Source organism: Pseudoalteromonas sp. SWN29, assembly GCF_015864465.1.
In the GTDB taxonomy this organism is placed as follows: Bacteria; Pseudomonadota; Gammaproteobacteria; order Enterobacterales; family Alteromonadaceae; genus Pseudoalteromonas.
Genome location: NZ_JADYXE010000025.1, coordinates 1 through 20,653, shown reverse-complemented (window position 1 = coordinate 20,653; position 20,653 = coordinate 1). Strand labels below are relative to the sequence as shown.

The window sequence follows — 20,653 nt, the reverse complement described above, 5'->3', positions numbered from 1 at the left end:
GGATAGATCTATTTATAGATCCACTAACTGATGGAGGCCATTATGGCTCACATTCGCATTCGTCCTAACGGGCGTATTCAATATGATTTACACCTTTATGGGCAGCGCTTTCGTGAAGGCACTAAACTCATGGCAACACCTGTTAATTTAAAAAAAGCCCATGCGACGCTTAAGAAGATCAATGCAGAAATTGCTTTAGAAACCTTTCAGTATCGTGATTATTTCCCTGAGAGTAAGAAGGTGGCGAAGTTTGAGACGCTACAACGTACCAAAGATCCCGATCGTCTTTATCCGTTTTTCAATGATTACGCGAATGAATGGTTCGATCGTCAAAAAGCAAAATGGAAAAATAGCTATCAAAGTGTCGTGCGCAATATACTTGATACGTATTTGACACCTGAATTTGGAAATATACTCGTCAGTGAAATCACATTAGCAAATGTAGACTTTTTTCGTGAAAGCCTAACGTTGATAAAAAAGAATGGCCGTCGAAAGCTTACAAATAAACGCATCAATGGAATATTATGGCCGCTCATCGCTATTTTGAGTTTAGCCGCCGAAGAGCATAATTTCCCCTACCCTATGCGTCGTTATAAAACACTCAAAGAAGAACGTGCTGACTCAAACCCGCTAACCGCTGATGAGGTACAGCACTTTTTAGATGCAACACCCACTGAATGGAAAGATTACTTTAAACTGCGCTTTTGGACTGGGATGCGTAGCTGTGAGGTTCATGGTTTGCGTTGGGGAGATGTAGATTTTAATCATCGCCTTATTCGTATTCGCCATAACTGGGTCAATGGTGAGCTTTGTGATGTAAAAACCCCTAAATCACGGCGAGAACTAAAAATGTGCGATACTTTATACGCGCTATTTAACCGCTTAAAAGACCTAGCTGATACTGAATTTGTGTTTACCTACAATGGTAACCCACTCGATAACCACTTTGTGAGTAAACAGCTTTGGTATCCATCATTGAAAAATGCGGGGCTATCACGTAGGCGTCCTTATGAGACTCGCCATACAGCTGCTGTATTGCATATCGCTGCGCATGAAAACCCGTTATATATCTCGCATATGCTCGGACACAGTGATACTCGATTATTATTCGAGGTTTATGCGCCTTATATTGCGAATGCCTCTAGACAAGATGGGTTTGCGTTTAGTGAAATGATGATAGAGCGTGGGATTGCTTGAGCGTAAAATCTGTTAATCATTCTATGAAGCCTTTTGAGTTTAAAAGGCTTCATATCCCTATTCAATACGGCATGTTTTCAAAAGTGAAAACTATCTCTTTAATCACTGTAACTATCACCTACAATTAAGCTCACAAACAGCCCCTTATAAGTTCACTCCATCTATTACACATAAGTTGTCTTCTTCGATAGCGCGTCGCAGGTCATCTTTACTTCTTAAAAAGAGCTCACTAACATTTGGTATACCGATGCGAAAACTGTGTTTCAACTCGATGACACTAACACTGCCATTCGGAGATGATAGATCGAGTTCTTTTTCAATAGCAAATAAGCCATTCCCATTTGGCTCAATATTGAACTCTCCTCCGTCGACGATATGCCTAATCACGCAATCGCTCACTGTAGGTAACTCCTCTTTTCCAATGTCAATAGTCGTGATTTGACCACGATGATCTGAATCGATTCTTCTATAAACATACAGTACAGCTTTGTCTTCCAGAGGAGTGAATTGCAGAATTTCATTATATCCAGCAGAGTCTTTTTGTTCTGCTGGTATTGAAGTACAACCACTTGCTAACATGATTGATGCGATTGCAGTAGTTAATATTAATTTCTTCATTTTATTTCCTTATTTAATATCTAGCACTTATTGTTGTTATAGAATATTTTAAATTTAAGCTAAATCTTTCACAGCCTAAACGTATTTTCTCATCAATAAATGTTTTAAATAGTATTACTACCCTTAATCATTCCTTGATAAGTTCATTCAATATTACAAAAACCAACCCATTAGTCTATGTTTTTTTATAATTAACAAGTATATTTCATTAGGATGGTTATTTACTCGTTGTGTATTCTCTGGATGCAGATGGCGTAGAGATCATATATTTCACAGGGTAGCCCCACTTTTTAAACTTTTTCCTTCAGCGTATACACCTTCACTATTGATATTATCTGCGAATAGAGCAAATTTATAGTGTATAAAGTAACAATACCTGCCCCTAACAAAACTTAAAAATGCCACAACTTATCTGAAAAACTCCGATTTCTTGCCACTTGAGGCTAAAGCGGTTCCTGCTGCCCAGCCTAATTTCATTGCAAAATCAGGCGTGATAGGAAACGTACCCACTTTCCCCTAACACCATCGGTACCGAAATACTTACGTAACATGAGCAATCCTTATAATTTATTTTTCTCGATTACTATAAAAAAACTATATTACAAAATGAAAAAAAGCGCGGCTTTTGAGCCGCGCCTAAAAATAAGAATAACGTTAACATAAGCCCATAGCGTAAATCTCTAAACTTAGAGTTAACTTCTGATCTGAACTTAGCGCTTTAAATTAATAATATTATCAACAAGCTTTTCATCACTCATTTTTTTCGTTTTTGCTTTCCACACTAAGTCACATATACCATCTGTAGGGTTAAACGCTGTTGGGGCATCGAGCAGTAGTTGACGAATTGTTTCATTATCAAAATTGTGACAAGCAATATCTAACGCCTCGATGAATACATTTAGCTCAGGTAAAGGAAGCATCACCTCCTTTGCCGTCATAATACGCTCATGCGTTGTTTCACCAACGTTATCGCCAATAAGTAGTTCTTCAAAAAGTTTTTCGCCAGGACGTAATCCGGTGCATTTTATTTCAATATCACCATGTGGATTCGTATCGCTTTTAACGCTTAACCCTGAAAGCCTAACCATTTTTGTGGCTAAATCTTTAATTTTAACAGGGTCGCCCATATCGAGAACAAACACATCCCCGCCTTTCCCCATAGCGCCTGCTTGTATCACTAATTGAGCAGCTTCAGGAATAGTCATAAAAAACCGTGTTATATCAGGGTGAGTAAGTGTTAAAGGGCCACCCTCTTTAATTTGTCTACGGAATAAGGGTACTACAGAGCCACTAGAACCCAGAACATTACCGAAACGCACCATACAAAAACGCGTCTTGTGCTTACTGCCTTGCTCTTGTGCTAAACCTTGTAACACAAGCTCCGCCATACGTTTGGTTGCGCCCATTACATTAGTAGGGCGCACTGCTTTATCCGTTGAAATCAGTACGAACTTTTCAACACCTGCGTTAACGGCAGCTTTCGCAGCATAATAAGTACCAAATACATTATTACGCACACCTTCGACTACGTTATGCTCAACTAAAGGTACATGCTTATAAGCCGCTGCATGATAAACAGTTTGTACACCAAACGTGACCATTACGGTTTCGAGTCTGTTAATGCGTTGAACAGAGCCCATTATCGGTACCAGCTTAATAGCCAAGCTATTATGCTCAATATACTCTGAAAGCTCTTTTTCTAAGATATATAAGCCATATTCACTTTGCTCAAATAACACGAGTTTCTTTGGCTTTTGTTTAATTATTTGTCTACACAGCTCTGAGCCAATTGAGCCCCCCGCCCCTGTAACCATCACTATTTTGTCTGCGATATTAGCAGCCATTAAATCAGCTTTTGGTGTAACTGGGTCGCGCCCTAATAGATCTTCAACGCCAACCTCAGTCATTTCAGCTAGCTTTGCTTTACCTTCAACAACATCGGCCATACCCGGAATAGAGAGTACTTTGACAGTAAGAGGCTCTAATTGAGAAAGTATTTCTTTTCTACGCGAACGCGGTGCGCTAGGAACAGCAAGCAGTACTTTAGTCACTTGCCCCTTAGCAATTAAGGCGTAAATATCTTCAAACCTGATAACCGGGATACCCTGTATGACAGAGTGATTTTTAGTCGTATCGTCATCTATAAAAGCACGTACATAGTAATTTGGGCCTGCACCTAACGCGGTGGCTAATTGTCGCCCTGCTGAACCTGCGCCGTAAATAACAACAGACTCTTTCTTATTCATCGTCATTTTACTAATAATGGCTCGCACTAAGATACGTGCGCCACCTACCGTTAATAAACATAACCACGCAAAAATAAATGGCATTGTTCGCGGGATAGTGATCCCTGTGAAAAAGGCTAATAAAACTAAGAAACCCGTCGTTAATACTGTTCCGAGTACAATAGCCCAAACCGCTTGCGAGTTCATATATCTCAGTACGGCTCTATACAGTCCTAAATTAACAAAAATGAACAAACTGATGGGAATTAATAAGCTAAGTAATAGCCAGTTATCTGTATTATAAAGAGGCGCTAGGCTATCAAGCCTTACGATAAGGGCAAGCCAAAAAGCAATAAAAATAAAAATCGAGTCGATAAAAAGCGTAATAAGGCGTTTTCTAGCCCTAGAAGCACTCAAAACAGAACGGATGAAACTATCCACGGCAAGTTCCTTTGCGGTTCTAATATTGGGTAAGTCCAATATTGTATTTTTATATTAATGTAAGCTCAGATTATAACAAAGAATAGACGACTGTAAGTAGTTAAAAAAGAAATTAATTATGCAAATATTTAATGAGTATGTGCAATCCCTATTTGCTAAGGAATTTGGATGCACATTTAATCAAGGTAATTGAAATGAAGAAGGAATACGGCTATTGGGGCGGGAAAAGTGACGAAAAAAGTGTCTCAATACTGTCTCACCCTGAGACACTTTTTAAGAAAAAATGTTAAAAATTAGTGTGTTAAAATAGCGAAAAAAATAGGCCTAATAGTCCATACAGTCCATACGATCGGATCTAGGTACTATTATAAACAGTAAGCGCTATTTAACCCTGTCACCACTGCCACTACCAGTCACTGTCATTAGTATATATTTAAAATAGTTACCAATTGTTAGTGTGTCTATCATTTCACGGTCTGTTTTAGCAAGTAGTTCAGGGGTAGACATATCAATTTCGTTAACTTGCGCTAAACCAGTAATTCCAGGGCGTACTGCAAACACATTTTTAGTTTCACGTGCTTGAGTTAGCTCTACTTGGTTAAACAAACCAGGGCGAGGACCGACTAAACTCATTTCGCCTTTTAACACATTCCATAGTTGCGGTAGCTCATCTAACTTTGTTTTACGCAAAAAACCACCAAAGGGTGTTATTGATGAAGTACTTGCTAAATGACTTGCTACCGATGCGGTATCAACAGTCATTGTTCTAAATTTTACTAAAGTGAATGGCTTTTTATTTCGACCAACACGTTCTTGCATAAAAATAGGTGAGCCAGTATCAAACAATCCTATTATATATAAAACAACTAAAAATGGTGAAGCAAAAAACAAACCAAAAAGTGAAAACAAAAAATCGAGTAAGCGTATCATTTATTTATCTCCTCCAAAGAGAGCATAGATTCCTCCATTGTATAAGGTTGCCTCCAACCGAGTGTTTTATTTGTGTCAGTTGAATCCACAATAAGATCTCCTAATAATTGCTCTACAATATGAGATTTTCTAAAAACTATTCCCATTAAACGTATAAAAGTTACTGGTATGGGAAATTGGATTCTGGTCTTGCCCAAACCTTTTGCTATCGCATTTGTTAAATCTTTTATAGAAACTGACTTTCCATCAGTAGCTAGAAAGACCCTACCAGCTGCACTTCGATGTTTAGTACAGACAATCAACAAGTCGGCTAAATTTTGAACAGAAATGAAATCGCGTTTATTGGACACCAATCCAAAAGGCAGCACTGGAATTTTATCTACCAATTTGACTAAAACACCAATATTACCGCGAGCACCTCGGCCATATACTAATGTAGATCTAATAATCACAACTTCCATACCCGTTTTCTCAGAAAGTGCTATTAAACTTCGCTCTGTTTGTAATTTTATTGTTGATTGATAACTTAACTTATTATTCTCTGTTGATATCAAAGCTGTGCTGACAAAGATAAACCTCTTAACTAAATTTTTAGCTGCATTATCAGCTAAATTCATTGTCCCTTCATAATTAATAGTATCATATGAGTTATTTGAGGCACTATTCGTGTGTGCAACCCCTGCCAAATGTATTATGCATTCTACATCATGGAAATCACTAGACTTCCAAGGTGTGCTTGAGTCTATAGTATCAACTCTAACGCTATCCTCTGTTCCTGAATACTGAGTACAATTACGAACTACGATCTTAACTTTGCTTTTTGCGATGCGTAGAACTTCTCTACCTATAAACCCTGAAGCGCCAGTTAATAGAATACTCATAAAAAACCTAATATAGGTGCATTATAATTTAAAAATATTAAAACCATATTTACGTACACCTCTATACATTTTAAATACTAAATCATAAATAAAAGAGAAAAAACCATAACCCATTTTCTTATATGTTATATATCGACTTGTTATATTAAGTCTCTGTGTTGATGAGCGACTATTTTTTCTTGGTCTGTAAACCCCTGAATTAATATCGGAGAATAATACCTTTTCAAATTCTGTACTTTTAAGTAACAGATGCCAGAAAATATAGTCCTCTTGCACTTTATCATTTTCGTCAAAAGAAATAACCCCATCATATTTAAAGGTAGTTCCTAAGCAAGGCGTGAAATTTTCCTTTGCATGTGTCGATAAATAATTAACAGCTGTTAGAGTTGGTGGTTTATATAACGTAGTCACGTCTAAATACTCAATAGAATAGCTGAATATATGCAGAGAATAAGATTTGAGTAAAAGTTTGTTATCAATAAAATTAAAATATGAAGTGTTCAGTTTATCGTCGTAATCTAAAAAGCTAATATAATCATCTTCCTGACACGCTGACAAACCGATGTTACGTCCAACAGCAACCCCAAAATTAGGCCCTGCATTTGAGATAAAACAACATTCGAACGCTTCTTTTTGTAATATTTCATATAATTCGCAGCTAAACTCTTTTTCTTGACAAACCAGTATAAAATCACACTGAGTATGAAATTTAATGTGTGTATGCACGAATTCATGAAAGAGGTCTATGCCACCACCTTTAGAAATATGTATCGGGACTATTATTTTAACTTTTTTCATTTTGCATTATGGCCTTAGAATAAAAAGATATAGTAAAAATCACCACCCATAGAGCTGGCATATTAAAATCAAATTTCAAAAATAAAGTCAGTAATATTAAGATAATTAACTCTTTGTTTTTCATACAGGAATATAACCATAGGAAGAATCCTACAACACCAAAGAGTCCAAAAGATATCAAAATATTAACAATAAAGCCTGAGTCTTTAAAATGAGAACTATTCATAGTTAACTCATAAATACTAATGGGGTGTTCTATAAAAAATAACCCTAAGCCAAATAAGAATTCATAACTAGAAATTTTCGACAAAAGTTCAAATACTTGAAGCCTATAGCCAACCGCATTATAACCAAAGTCTAATGTCTCTAATTGATTCAATAAAAAGGGTACTATAATGGGTGTTATTATAATAATTAAATAAATAGAATATTTTTTAAACTGTTTTATTTTCGAAAAATACTGATATGACAATAAAACAATTGCGATAAAGAAAGCTGCAAAAGATAGTGTGCACATAGATAGAAACAGAAAACATTTGAATAATCTATTATTCGATTCAACTTTTGAAAGAAAAGCTAATGTAGTTAGTACAATTGAAAAATTAGAAGGCTCTTGGAAAAAAGCAGTAGGTCTAATTAAGGGATATAATAAGTGGAAGTTATTTTGATATCTTGCTTCATAACTGAATAGTGTTATGTACGAATGTAGGTCTATATAATTTTTGAAAATAATGTAAATAAATTGCTGTAAGACTATAATTACTGCAAAAAAAACACATAAATAGAACAGAGCTCGCTCTCTTATAAACGAACTAAAACCAAAATAAGCTCTTATTGCAAATACGCCAGATAAACAATATAGAAAGGAACCAATATAAGCGATCTCGTGAATACTTTCTTTAGGTACTCTATACCACCCTGTAATTAGGATTAAAGTTGTTATTATTAAAACTTTATACTCAGAACCTAAATACACCTTCAAATCAGAAGAAATATAGAGTAGAAACAAGTAAAAAACAAACAACAAGTATACATGAAGTCCTAAGTTTGAAAGCAACCACAGTAGTAACAGTAATGCACAAGCAACAGATGAGTTATTGTTTGCATTTATTTTTGTCATTTTAAAGATAATCTCTCTTGTTCAATTAGAGAATCACTGTTATCAATTGGATGTGAAAAAACAGGAACAAAAACCAACTTAGAAAAGTTACAAATCTTATTTATATGAGGCCAATCATCAGCTAAGTACATTTTTTGTTTTGCTAGCTCACTCATTTTAATCGCTGTACTTTTACTTACAACATAACAACAAGTACGATAAAAAAAACTAATAAATAAAGGAGAGTACTTCCCAAATTGATAATTTCTAATAGCACTTAACAAACGACCTCTTCTCATTCCCTCCTGACCTCCTAAAAAGTATAACTCATCCTCTTTTAAAGTAATATTTTTAAACTTCGACCAGTTACTCACATCAAGTGAAACATCATCCTCTAGAATAATAGCATATTGTATGTTTTTTTTGATAATATCTGTGTAAATTAACTGATGGCTTAAGCTACAGCCTAACTCATTAGGGCTTAGTACTCGTTTCCTGCGTGCAACAGCAAGGTTAAAATACTCACTAGATGGTAATTCTGCCCCAACAACAGCATCAATGAACTCAGGTGAGAGTCCAATTAAAGAGAGCTGAGTCTTTATTTTAGCTCTTCTTTCTGTATTTCCTGCCATTGAAACAACATATACTTTTGCATCTGATAGTTTATTCATTAAATAAAACCCTGTTATACTTTTCAATAAAAATTTCCGGACTAAATTTAGATTCAAATACATATGCTGCATTTTCACTAAATAAATCTAATTTACTAGGTTCTAAAGCTATTTCTTTAATATATTGAGAAAGCTTTACTGAGTCTGCTTTCTGAAATAGATACCCATTGACACCGTGCTCAACTAATTCGGGAATCCCTCCAACATCAGAAGCTATAACAGCAATTTTTTTAGACATTGCTTCTAAAACGACTAAAGGACAAGCTTCGGTAAGTGAAGGTAACAATAAGCAATCTATACTGGACAAGAAGACATTAGAATCAACGAACCCTATATACTCAACATTAACCCCATTTTTTGAATAAGATGAAAAATCAATTTCGCCCTCCAAGTTTCCAGCACCAGCAACTTTTAACTCTATATTTATACCTTTAGAGCACTCAAGATTACTAATGGCAGATAAAAGGACATGTATTCCTTTCTCCGCAGATAATCTTCCTAAGTATCCAAATATTACTGCTTGCTTGTCACTCCGCGGTAACTGTTTCATTAAGGATGAAGGTCTTTCAGCAGTATTATAGACCAGTATTATCTCAGCTAATGGCAAACTACGACATAAGTTTTTTTTAGAGTATTCACATACTGCAACAATTTTTTTGCTTCTATGATTTAATAAAAACCCATTTATTTTTGTTCTTAATATATCTTTAATACTACTATCAAATTTATTTCCCCACTCTTCCGCTGAATGAGAAATTAGTGTGTACTTATTAAAGATAAATATAAGAGATAAAAATCTACTTTCAGATAAACCATTTAAAACTAGATGTCTATTCTTGGGAAAAACTAAAAAAAGCACGTGTAAAAATAAACTTATTCTAGTTCTAAATAATTTAACTTTTACACTTTTGATATTTTTAAGTCTGTGAAATAGTTCTTCATTCAAACAATAAACATCAATAGGACCCTGTGTTAACTTTTTGGCCAAAGTTACTATGTGATTCTCACCACCACCAAATACAAGTGAAGGCGAAATAATTATGACTTTCATTTATAAAACCTTAGTTTATTATATAATGAGTGCTATCAGAAATAGTTAAACTTACCAAACACTATTACTATTATTTTCTATATATCATGAATTTATAAGCTACATAGAGTGCAACAATACCAACACCATATGAAATAATACCGCTGTAAAAAACACCAAGGACTCCTAAATCATCAATAAGCAGGATAACTAAAGCAGCATGTATACCTGAACATACTATTGAAATAAAAGAGAGCATCCCGGCGAAACCATTAGCGACTAAAAAATTAGAGCCAATTAAAAAAACAAGATTAAAAAGCGCACACATCAGAGCTATATCTAAAAACCCTATCGAATCATGATAACTTTGAGGTAAGATGTGTTCAATAACTACTGGTAAAAAGAAGTCTAATATGCATAAACTAATTAGTAAGAAAGATAGTGCATATAAAAATATTTTCCTATTAGCTTTCTTATTATTACTATCAACATTTTTAAATATAGTAGGCATAACAGAGTTGTTAACAGCTCCACCAATAACTGTCAAAATTAAAGAAAACTGAATAGTTACTGCATATGTACCAACAGAAAAAGCACCTAAAATATTAAGCAGTGCTAAACGATCAAATCCTGTTCTAAACCACCAACTTAGGCTTGTAGGAAGAGATTTTACACCGAAGTAAAAACAGCTCTTTAAGTTAACACATGCCCCCTTCAATAAATCGACTGAAAAACTTTTGTATATCTTATATAAACCAAATATACCTACTAAAAAAGTGGCGAAAAAGATTGCAATATACCTAGATTCCACCCCGAAACCAAATACAAGAAGAGCTATTGATAAAATCAAAGTTACAAATGAATTAATTGCAACTATTCTTGCTATGGGGAATGGTTTTTCTTCATTTTGATATTTACATATATAGAGTGAAATTATTGATTGGAAAAATGCAGTTGAGGGTATAATTAAATACCAAGGACTTAAAGAAAATAATTCTAATAAATAAAATATAATTAATATAGATTGGATTAATAAAAATGTAAAAAAACTTATGATGATAACAAGTAAAAACAATTCCCCTTTATATACTTTCCCTTTAAAATACTCATATCTGTAATATTGGTGTGATCCTAAAATTGTTAGTATTACGCACACCTCAATACTAGTTTGAAAGATTGCTACTTGTCCATATTCCTCAACAGTCAAAAATCGAGCAACAACTGGCATTAGCAAAAATGGAATCCCTTTTACAAGGACGTCACACATAATATATAATAAAGTATTGAGCGACATTTTTTTGTTTCTTGACATATATATCCAGTAATTTTAATCTGCCACTTTTTTCATTTAGATACTTCAAATAACACTAGTATCTGGTAAACCCAATATTATTTCTTTATCATTTTAATAAATGGATACTTTTCCTCATACTCCCTGTAACACTCTTGAAGAAATCCTGATGACTCTTTATTTTTTATTAAAGCTAGAATTGAGTAAGCTTGTATTTTAGGGTTTATTTTATTTGAGTAGACCAAAGTAGTTGTATCATAACCGACTATATTCCCCTGACTCATAGAATAAACAATATCTTCTGATGAGTATTCGACATTTAAGTGTTTAACTAAAATTTTTTCATCCTTCAAGAGACATAACAATTTCATCCTCTTCTCTTCTGACTCTCTCGGGTGAAATTTAATATATAAGCAACCTTTTAAATCAAGGTTAAAGTAAAAAGCTTTTATCGCGTTTACTTCATCAGCTAATGTGATTTCAGGAAAATCACATGAAACAGGCCTTGATAAGAAAAGATTCATTACTTCATCAGGTAAATCAACTTTCCTATATACTAAGTTGACCTTATTATAATTATTCTTTATTGGTAGAGATGAATACCAAGTATCTGGCTTAAATCCATAGCCATAATCTAGGCCTACAATTCTGAAATATATTTTACGCAAGAAACTGTTAAAATTTACAACGCTATACTGCTTGGTCAAACCGCCTCTGTAAAAACAAGGACCTTCTTCAAAAAAACAAATTTCAATATCGTTCTTTTTTGCTACTGTATAATATAAGTAAGAATCTAAATGCATCGGATATGTTAAAAAAAGCTTGTTTATACCTCTAGCCTTATATAGCTGTAATATTTTAAATTTGATACTATTTACACTTAATCTCTGTTTATATAGAGAAGTTAATCTAAAAGGCATAAGGTCTAACTTAAATGTATCAATCACTTGATGATGAGCATCGCTCAGGATGCTATTTTTAATTGCATCCTCTAGCGTCTTGTTACAACTAACAACTGAAAATACAGCATCTTCACTACCATATTGATGCATTATAGATAATGCAGAAGTTGACGATAATAAATTTCGAATTAAAAATAAATCGCTCATTACTTATAACCCAATGAATTCCAAAGTAACTCAGCCAGTATAAAATCTTCCGGCCAATCAATATCTACTGATTTCAGCTTATCTTGTTCTAGTAAATAAGGCTTGGTCGCTATTCTATCGTTGAATTGCCTATAGTTATCAGCTGATGACAAAAACACACCGCTATCAATCTCGTAAAGAGGTTTAATATTTTGGGTCATCGGCCACTTCAATTCATTCCGACTATAACTAATAGGTTCATCTTTATTCCAGATAAACCCTTGGATCTTGAGCACTGTCATTAACGAATCATAATCATGATTTAACTGCTCAAAATAAGCTCTAATAATGCTATTATAATCCTCTGTAGTTATAAATGGAGAGGTAACGTGAGTCCACAATATGTGGCCTTCTGGAACAAGGGTACCGGCATATTTAATTAGCTCATCAGTAGTAGTAGAGCTACTTCCCAAATCATTAGGCCTGTGGTCAATAATCACTCTTGAATCGTTAACTTTTTTTACAAATTCTAAAACTCGATCATCATTTGATGATACTAATATTGAATCTATACGAGAACATGCGAGCAGTTGGTCTAATTTTATTTTAAGCAAGCCTCCCTCAATTCCTGCAAATGGTTTAACATTTTTATCTGGAATACGCTGACTACCTTTTCTGCAAGGTAAAAAAGCAGTAATCATAATAACTCACTCCATCTATTTATAGCTAAAGCTCCACTTCTAGTCGCAATAAGTTCTAATTCCTCTCTTACATTTGAGTAAGGTAAATAACCAACAAAATCAATTTTATTTATTTTAGCCGCTTCAAAATCAGATATGGCATCTCCAAACATAATTGCATTATTACTATTTGTAAGTTCTAGTATATTAGTAACCAATTCATTTTTTTTAATTGGAGAGCCATAAATACCATTAAAGTGAACATCTAGTCCTCTTAATTTAAATACCTCTTGTAGCTCTTTCTGCTCAGAACCACTAGCAATAAATTTATTACCCTTAATTGTTTCAATAAACTCAATAACATTTGGAGTCAACTCCGCCTTTAAATAAAGTGCCCTGCAAAGTGAAGAATATGCTTCAAGTATTGATTTCTTTGTTTGCTCAACCATACTTTTATCTAATCGTAAAAACTTATCAATAAAAACATCAACATGATGAAAGCGTGAACGACCAAAATTCACCCGAAAATAATCAACGCATTCTTTAACTTTTACTTGGTCTAAAATAACCGTGGAAAGAGCGTTTTGCATGGCATCAATTTTTAACTGATTAGAGTCTAAAATCACGCCATCACAATCAAAAATATATACATCATAATCAGTTATTGGGTGCATAAACAGACCCTTCAATTAATGAGTATGTAGTTGGTGTCAGTGATATAACGTCTGTTGCCGATTCATTTCTGTTATATAAATCTAAAATTTCAATCATTTCTTGTTGACGTGAATCATTTTTATCGTAGCCATCAAAACCAACAGTTTTAACAGTAAGTGGACAAGACTCCAACATAATAGCGAGTACATATGCAGTGGTGATATCAGAAGGAACAATGCTATGAGTTTTATTGGCTATTAGCGTAGATTCTTTAATGGTCAAACCATAATCAATTAAACTAAGTTTGTTAATGAGCTCTAGCTCGTCTTTTGAAAATCGATGTACTGGTAAGATAATAGGTTTATTTAAAATTTGATAGCGCTTAGCATCAGCTAAAAATTTTGAATTATGCGATATGACATAATAGTCGATCATATCTGCTGGAATTACTTCGCTGATATTTATTGAGATAACTACTGGCTTAAATTGATTTATATAAAGCTTAATAGCATCTAAATATTTAACCGTACTCGGTGCATTAGCTAATATAAGTACATGCTTATCATTGAACAAGTCACATACCATCTCAGAACCAGAAACATCTTTACTATCTATATTAAAACTAAGAGCTGTATTTAATACTGCTCCATTATAAGATGTAGTACTTTCTAACTTACTTAGATAATCAATTGCACCAACAATTTCATCTGTGCCGTAATGTGCATTTGATAGTAAGTTCTGAATATAGGTAGGATGTACATCATTTTGAGCCCCTAAGAAGTACAGTAAATTACTACCCCAACCATATTTTTTTTGCATTGGCTCGAAATGACGAATTACTAATTCATAGATAGGTTTTGAGTTATAAGTAGACCCCTCTTTATCAAGTACTGCCAATAAGTTTTCAGTTTGTGTATTACCAGCACCACGACCCATACCAGTAATTGTTGTATCAAGCCATGTAACACCTAATGCTTTAGCAGTAAGAGTATTATCAAGACCTTTACCCATATTATTATGCGTATGTATTCCCAGTGCGCCATCCCACTGAGTACGTAATGCATTAACTATACGCGTTACTTCGTCGCTATCCATATTACCTAACGAGTCAGCAAAGTATAACGAATCTAACTCCTCCCACTCTTTTGCTTGGCGTGCTTTATCTGCAATTACGTCATCAGCTTTGCCACCTGCTTGCATTAAGTTATAACCGACAACATAACCTAACTTTTTAAGCTGTTTAACTATTGGACCTGATTTTTCTACTTCGTGAAAATGGGCAGCAATACGTACAAGTCCAATTTTACTATCAATAGCAGGTACGAATAGTTTAGTTATCGCATCCTCAATACTAAAGCCAGATTCTAAAATAGTTTTAGCGTCGACCATAACACCATAGATAGGACCATGCGGCAGTTCTAGCGAATTAATATGCGCTTCAGTTGTATAGGCATACGCCCCAAGAAAACCCTGCTTTGGAAAGTTACGCAAACCAAGTTCTACGTAGTCAATTTTTGCGCCGCTAACTGCATTTAAATATGCTTCTACAACTTCAGCATCAAAATCCCAATTATTGTAATAGCCACCATCTCTTAATGTGCAATCGAGAATTTTCATGAGTTTTAATTCCTTTGATTTAATTCATAATTATAATTACTTATTGTAACTTACCTTGATCAAACTACTCAAAATATTATCAATATTATCAATATTATCAATATTAATAGTGATTTTAAACCAACCAGAAATTAGAGAAAATTAAGTTCAAGGAAATGAATTTATTTTATATAGTTGAATAAGGCTGATAAGAGCCAATATAAATTACATCTTCGCATCATAGTGTCTCAGCAATTAAACTACCCACTGAGACACTTTTTTCGACATTGAGACAGTCAATTTCAACTATCTCATTGTAATTGCTTGTTTTTGTGGTTGTTCTAAAAAGTGCCCAATAGGCCCTATCTTTTTTATATAATTTTTATTTACATTTATAAAAATTAAAGGCTATTTATCGCTTTTATATTCATAGTTGTAGTAACCATAATACCCATATGCATTACTGGCTTTTTTAACTACACCATTAAAAACAACACCTTTTACGTCTATTCCATTTTGCTCAAAGCGATTACGGGTTAGTTCTATTTCACGTATATGGTTTTGGCCAAAACGTGTCACAAGTAATGTAGTACCTGTTTGTGCACTAACTATTACGGGGTCGGTTACAGCTAAAATTGGGGGTGTATCTATAATTATAATGTCGTAAGCGGCGTTTACTTCTTCAACTAATTTGCTAAAGTTACTGTTCATTAGTAGCTCTGAAGGGTTTGGCGGTATTTGTCCACGTGTAATAACGCTTAGACCATCAACTTTAGTTGTTTTTGTAACTTGCTCTAAGTTTAAACGACCAGATAGGTAGTCACTTAAGCCATCATCCCACTTTAAATTAAACTGAGTTTGTAAATAGCCTTTACGCATATCGGCATCTATAATTAGTACTTTTTTACCGCTTTGTGCAAGTACACTTGCTAAGTTAACCGACACAAACGATTTACCCACACTTGGGCTTGGGCCCGATATTGCAATAATGTTATTTTTTGCTTCCATCATCGCAAAGTGTAAGCTGGTACGTAAGCTACGCAGTGCCTCTATTGCTAAGTCGGCTGGGTTATCGAGCGCGAGTATACTTTTAGGTTTATTTGTTTTGCTTTTACGAGCTCGTTCGGCAAAGCCACTTAGTTTATCTTGGTAATCTGAGTGCGGGATACTTGCATAAACAGGTAGGCCTAACGCTTCAATTTCGGCTGGATCTTCCACCCCTTTGTGCATAGCTTTTTGTACTAGCACTATAGCTACAGCTAACATTCCACCTAACATAGTTGCCATTACTACAATTAATGCTTTTTTAGGTTTTACTGGCTTACTCGTATTTACCTCAGCGAAGTCAATAATACGCACGTTACCTACCGTACCTGCGCGAACTATATCAAGCTCTTGTGTTTTACTTAGTAGTAGTGTGTAAATTTGGTTACTTACTTCTACGTCACGCTTTAAGCGCAGTAGCTCTTGCTGGGTTTCGGGTAGGTTACCTACCTCACCAACAAGCTCTTGTTTTTGGCTTTCAACCGCTTCTATTTGTTCTAAAATACCTTGGTATGTTGGGTGGTCTTTTTTAAACTTACGGCCAAGTTCTAGGCGTTTTAAATTTAGCTCTTGTAGTTTGGTTTCGAGCTTTACTACTTGTTCAAGCACACCTTGGGTTTCGAGCGTTATGTTTATAGACTGGCGTTTTATTTGGTAGTTATTAAAACGCTCCTCTGCGTATTCTAGTTGTTTTTTAATTTCAGGTAATTGTACTTCTAAAAATTCGAGTGATTTTTGTGCTTCTGCACTATTACGCTCAACATTACGGCGTACATAAATAGCGGCTACTTTGTCGAGCACTTTTTCAGCGTAGTTTGGGTTAGTGCTTTGTAAGCTAAGGTTTATAATACCTGAATCTTTACCCTTTTCACTTGCGCTAATAGCAGTTTGCAAATCTAAAATAGTATTAAGGCGGTCTCTTCGGGTAATTGTAAACTCTGTGCCAGGCCGCGCGTTTAAAGTACGAATAGTTAAACTAAACTTACCGTTTGTAAGTTCTTCCCCTACTTTACCGACTAACACTTTCTCGCCGTCTGCATTTAAAAGTGCAAGGCTATTGTTAACTTGCGCTACAAGAGTAAATGTTTGATTAATTGCTGAACGCGGTACGTCAAATCTAAATACGTTTATGCTTTCGCCACCCCATGCGTAGCTGCTAGCACCAAAGCTTGGCTCTGCTAGCTCACCGCTTTGTGTTGGGGTAAATTTACGAAATGCTCGGCTACCAATAAATGGGTATAATTTAGGCTCGGCTATTACATCAAGGTTTAGCGTGTCAACTGCTTCACCAATTATACTGCGCGATTTAAGTAACTCTATTTCGGTCACTGCGGCCGATGTGCTTTCAAACATGCCGGCCATGTCGTCAAAACCAGGTACCGATGCGCTGCCGTCTTCAACCTGTATCATTGCGGTTGCTTGGTAAACAGGTGTGCTTAGTACAGCATATACAACACCTATAAACATAAATAATGCAGTAATTGCGACTATAAAGTATTTACGATCGAGCAATGCGCCTAATAGCGCCATTAAATCGATTTCTTGTGTTGGTTGTGCTGTATTTTTGTTGTTACTAGCGCTATTAGAGCTGTTATTCGGCTGGGCATTCATTAAATTAGCCATTCCTTATAAATACTTTTGCCAAGCGCTACAGGCGCTGTCGATTAATGCGTAAACGTGTTCAAAAGCCTCTTGGCTTTGGCGGTAGGGATCGGGTATTTCTGCGTTGTTAATCCACTTACCTAATAAAAAAGTTTTGCCGCGTGCCTCTGGGTAGCGAGCGTGTACGTCATTTAAATGGCGTTGTTCCATTACGAGTATTACGCTGTTTTGTGCTACTAAGCTAGATGTAAGCTGCTGCCCTTGGTGGGCATCCATATTTACACCGTGTAACTGTGCAATTTGTTTTGCTGTCGCGTCAGCTGGTTTACCTTCTAGTGCGGTTAACCCAGCAGACGATACTTTAATATTTTTACCTTCAAGCTTTTGCTTTAAAACATACTCACCGGTTGGGCTTCGGCAAATATTACCGGCACAAACCACTAATACAGCATCAAACATTTTGTAACCCTTAATTAGTGCTTATATCGTCAAGGCTATCAACAGTAGCAATAGAAGGCAGTAATAAGCTTATTACACGGTTCCAACGCGCTAGTGGTGCAGATGTTACATAAACTATGTCGTGTGGTTGCAGTTCAAACTGCTCAGCTAACACGAGTGCTGCAATACTTTTTGCATGTAGTTGGTATACATCGGCTAAAATACCTGTTTGTTCGTAATTACGTTTACGAAGTACAAATACGCCGTTGGCGTCTGCAGTTGCTTCATTTAAGCCACCGGTATCGCTTAATGCTTCAGCTAAATTTAAACCATAACGCGTTAATGTAACTGAGCCTGCTTTTTTTACATCGCCCAGTACAAATACTTTTTGTTGATCGTTACGATTTACATGCACTATATCGCCATTTTGTAATAAACGATTTTGCGAAATATCACCGTGTGCATAAAAGTCTTCTAGCTGTATTACTTCAGTTTTATTACCGCGAGTAAATGTAACTGTACGCCAGTCTGCGGCAGCCGTTAGGCCACCTGCTTGATTAAGTGCATCAATAAGTGTTAACGGGATCTCGGTTACAGGGTAAACACCAGGTTGGTTTACTTCACCTGTAACGTAAGCTTTTTGGCTTTTAAAACCAACTACTTTTATGTCTACCTGTGGGTCTTCGATTACTCGTGCAAGGCGCTTAACTAGCTCTTCGCGTACTTGCCCTACCGTTTTGCCTGCAGCAGCAATATTTGGAGCGTATGCATAAGTGATTGTGCCATTTTTTTGAACACGGAAACCATCAAATTCTGCCGTACGTTGTACAGCCGCAGGAATAGTTAGCTCTGGGTGGTCCCATACGCCTATTGTGAGTACGTCACCTACGCCTAGTTTATATTCGTAACCATTAACGTCTAACTCTTTAGAATTTAATAATGGTTTAGCCGCTTTACGCGTTAATTTTTGTTGGCTTATTAGTGATGAGTCAATAATTTGTATGTTTACTTTTTCGAGATCGTTGTCAAGATTTTGTGTTTGCTCGCCAGAGTCAATCCCCTCAAAATGGCTACCTGGTATAATAGTACACCCAGTTATAGATAAAAATGCGAGTGAAGTAACGAGTGATTTATAGCTCAACGCCATTGTAGAATCCCAAAATTATTTTTAAATATTGCACTTACTCACCTACCTTGGTGAGCACTTGTATTTTAACAGGTTAATTAAAACATGTGCACTATTGTGAAGCAATAGGCTTTGCTTTGAAAAAGCTTTGTTACTGAGCTTTAATTAACACTTAAATTATATCAGTATTTTCATTAAGATATTTATAAAAAATGTAATTAAAATATTTTACATAAAAAATTAATGCGAGTAAGTGAGTAAACACTCAAAAGCAGAAATTACGAGCTTTGCTCGTCACGCCGGCAAGCTGCGCGTTTACAAGTGCTTTAGGCACGCTACCGCCCCTAGGTTGCAGTTCCTACGTACTGGTTTTATGCTTTAATGCTCTTTTAGGTAAGGTGTAACCTTACGTATATCAAATTTGATTGTGCTAATGTTGTGCTAACTGTTATTTAGCAGTTTAACTTTTTATTTTTATTTTTATTTCTTTGTTGTCTACGCTCATTTCTATTTGTGTATTAAGTAAGTTAACTAACAAAATACTGCGCATGTCACCATCGGGTTCTTTATATATGGCGTCTATACTGTTAAATGAGTTGTTATTTATATTTACTACATCACCTGCTTTTGGCATGTTTGATTCGCTGGTATGAGAACAATTGGTCTTTAAAATATTTATTAATTTTACCGAAGCTACCTGATATATTGCACCATAAGACACAAACCCACTGATTCCGCGTGTATTTTTCACAACAGAAAAATTATCATTTTGTGAATCTAGGCAAACAAATAAGTAGTTTGGAAATAAAGCAGCGCTTTTGACGACCCTACGACCTCTAACCAATGTTTCGGTGGTTAATTTTGGGTAAAAAGCTTCAATTCCTTGATTAAATAAGTTTGTTTTAGCTCGTTCTTCTTGCCGAGGCTTGCAAAATACTAAATACCATTTTTTCATGCTAATCCTTCAGCGAATCTTTTAAACACAATTTAAACACAAATAACACAACACTGAGTCAAATGTGTGGCGTATTATACGGACTCACTAGCTGCCGTGTAAAGAGCATTTAGTACACAAATGGTGTTTTGTATTGCCCTAAAACACTTGACAAAAATTGAATGATAGAAAGTTCGTAAGCATTTTGTGAACTACCCATCGACGCCACTACGTGTCGATCAATGGGCTTCTACAGTCTAGCTTTTGAATGCTAGGCTGCTTCTTTTTTCTCAGATCCAACAGCAAACTT

Annotated in this window: 18 protein-coding genes; 1 reads left to right on the top strand and 17 read right to left on the bottom strand. The window is 35.3% G+C overall.

Annotation, left to right across the window (positions count from 1 at the left end; all coding sequences use genetic code 11):
• The first annotated feature begins 42 nt into the window (after positions 1-42).
• Positions 43-1,197: a tyrosine-type recombinase/integrase gene (locus I6F53_RS11095; protein ID WP_197239588.1), complete on the top strand. Its 1,155-nt coding sequence runs from the start codon at positions 43-45 to the stop codon at positions 1,195-1,197.
• A gap of 144 nt (positions 1,198-1,341) precedes the next feature.
• Here I6F53_RS11095 and I6F53_RS11090 read toward each other — a convergent pair whose 3' ends face one another.
• The 17 genes from I6F53_RS11090 to rfaH form a co-directional block, all read right to left on the bottom strand.
• Complete coding sequence (locus I6F53_RS11090) at positions 1,342-1,815, bottom strand: hypothetical protein (protein ID WP_197239587.1); 474 nt, start codon at positions 1,813-1,815, stop codon at positions 1,342-1,344.
• 710 nt (positions 1,816-2,525) lie between these two features.
• A complete protein-coding gene (locus I6F53_RS11085) occupies positions 2,526-4,481 on the bottom strand; it encodes a polysaccharide biosynthesis protein (protein ID WP_197239586.1) in 1,956 nt (651 codons plus the stop codon).
• A gap of 381 nt (positions 4,482-4,862) precedes the next feature.
• Positions 4,863-5,411, bottom strand: coding sequence for a sugar transferase (locus I6F53_RS11080; protein ID WP_197239585.1), 549 nt, complete (start codon positions 5,409-5,411; stop codon positions 4,863-4,865).
• Positions 5,408-6,292, bottom strand: coding sequence for an NAD-dependent epimerase/dehydratase family protein (locus tag I6F53_RS11075; RefSeq protein ID WP_197239584.1), 885 nt, complete (start codon positions 6,290-6,292; stop codon positions 5,408-5,410). The genes I6F53_RS11080 and I6F53_RS11075 overlap by 4 nt, the downstream gene beginning before the upstream one ends.
• Before the next feature lie 21 nt (positions 6,293-6,313).
• Entirely contained in the window at positions 6,314-7,090 is a 777-nt protein-coding gene (locus tag I6F53_RS11070; protein WP_197239582.1) for a hypothetical protein, read from the bottom strand.
• Entirely contained in the window at positions 7,077-8,210 is a 1,134-nt protein-coding gene (locus I6F53_RS11065) for a hypothetical protein (RefSeq protein ID WP_197239581.1), read from the bottom strand. Before I6F53_RS11065 ends, I6F53_RS11070 begins: the two co-directional genes overlap by 14 nt.
• Entirely contained in the window at positions 8,207-8,860 is a 654-nt protein-coding gene (locus I6F53_RS11060) for a glycosyltransferase family 25 protein (protein ID WP_197239580.1), read from the bottom strand. Before I6F53_RS11060 ends, I6F53_RS11065 begins: the two co-directional genes overlap by 4 nt.
• A complete protein-coding gene (locus tag I6F53_RS11055; protein ID WP_197239578.1) occupies positions 8,853-9,911 on the bottom strand; it encodes a glycosyltransferase family 4 protein in 1,059 nt (352 codons plus the stop codon). The genes I6F53_RS11060 and I6F53_RS11055 overlap by 8 nt, the downstream gene beginning before the upstream one ends.
• A gap of 70 nt (positions 9,912-9,981) precedes the next feature.
• A complete protein-coding gene (locus I6F53_RS11050) occupies positions 9,982-11,202 on the bottom strand; it encodes a lipopolysaccharide biosynthesis protein (RefSeq protein WP_197239577.1) in 1,221 nt (406 codons plus the stop codon).
• Between the two features lie 77 nt (positions 11,203-11,279).
• On the bottom strand, positions 11,280-12,290 hold the full coding sequence (locus I6F53_RS11045) for a polysialyltransferase family glycosyltransferase (protein ID WP_197239576.1): 1,011 nt from the start codon (positions 12,288-12,290) through the stop codon (positions 11,280-11,282).
• The gene (locus tag I6F53_RS11040; protein ID WP_231616582.1) at positions 12,290-12,970 is read right to left on the bottom strand and encodes an acylneuraminate cytidylyltransferase family protein; all 681 of its coding nucleotides are present in this window, start codon (positions 12,968-12,970) and stop codon (positions 12,290-12,292) included. The genes I6F53_RS11045 and I6F53_RS11040 overlap by 1 nt, the downstream gene beginning before the upstream one ends.
• Complete coding sequence (locus I6F53_RS11035; RefSeq protein WP_197239575.1) at positions 12,967-13,623, bottom strand: HAD family hydrolase; 657 nt, start codon at positions 13,621-13,623, stop codon at positions 12,967-12,969. Before I6F53_RS11035 ends, I6F53_RS11040 begins: the two co-directional genes overlap by 4 nt.
• The gene (locus I6F53_RS11030; RefSeq protein WP_197239573.1) at positions 13,607-15,220 is read right to left on the bottom strand and encodes an aldolase catalytic domain-containing protein; all 1,614 of its coding nucleotides are present in this window, start codon (positions 15,218-15,220) and stop codon (positions 13,607-13,609) included. Before I6F53_RS11030 ends, I6F53_RS11035 begins: the two co-directional genes overlap by 17 nt.
• Positions 15,221-15,607: 387 nt before the next feature.
• Positions 15,608-17,854 (bottom strand): polysaccharide biosynthesis tyrosine autokinase, encoded by a 2,247-nt coding sequence (locus I6F53_RS11025; RefSeq protein ID WP_197239571.1) that lies wholly within the window; start codon positions 17,852-17,854, stop codon positions 15,608-15,610.
• 15 nt (positions 17,855-17,869) lie between these two features.
• Positions 17,870-18,304, bottom strand: coding sequence for a low molecular weight protein-tyrosine-phosphatase (locus I6F53_RS11020; protein WP_197239570.1), 435 nt, complete (start codon positions 18,302-18,304; stop codon positions 17,870-17,872).
• Positions 18,305-18,314: 10 nt separating this feature from the next.
• Positions 18,315-19,430 carry a polysaccharide export protein gene (locus I6F53_RS11015; protein WP_197239568.1) on the bottom strand — a complete coding sequence of 372 codons (1,116 nt, stop codon included), beginning with the start codon at positions 19,428-19,430 and terminating at the stop codon, positions 18,315-18,317.
• Positions 19,431-19,869: 439 nt separating this feature from the next.
• The gene (rfaH, locus tag I6F53_RS11010) at positions 19,870-20,364 is read right to left on the bottom strand and encodes a transcription/translation regulatory transformer protein RfaH (protein ID WP_197239567.1); all 495 of its coding nucleotides are present in this window, start codon (positions 20,362-20,364) and stop codon (positions 19,870-19,872) included.
• Positions 20,365-20,653 lie beyond the last annotated feature (289 nt).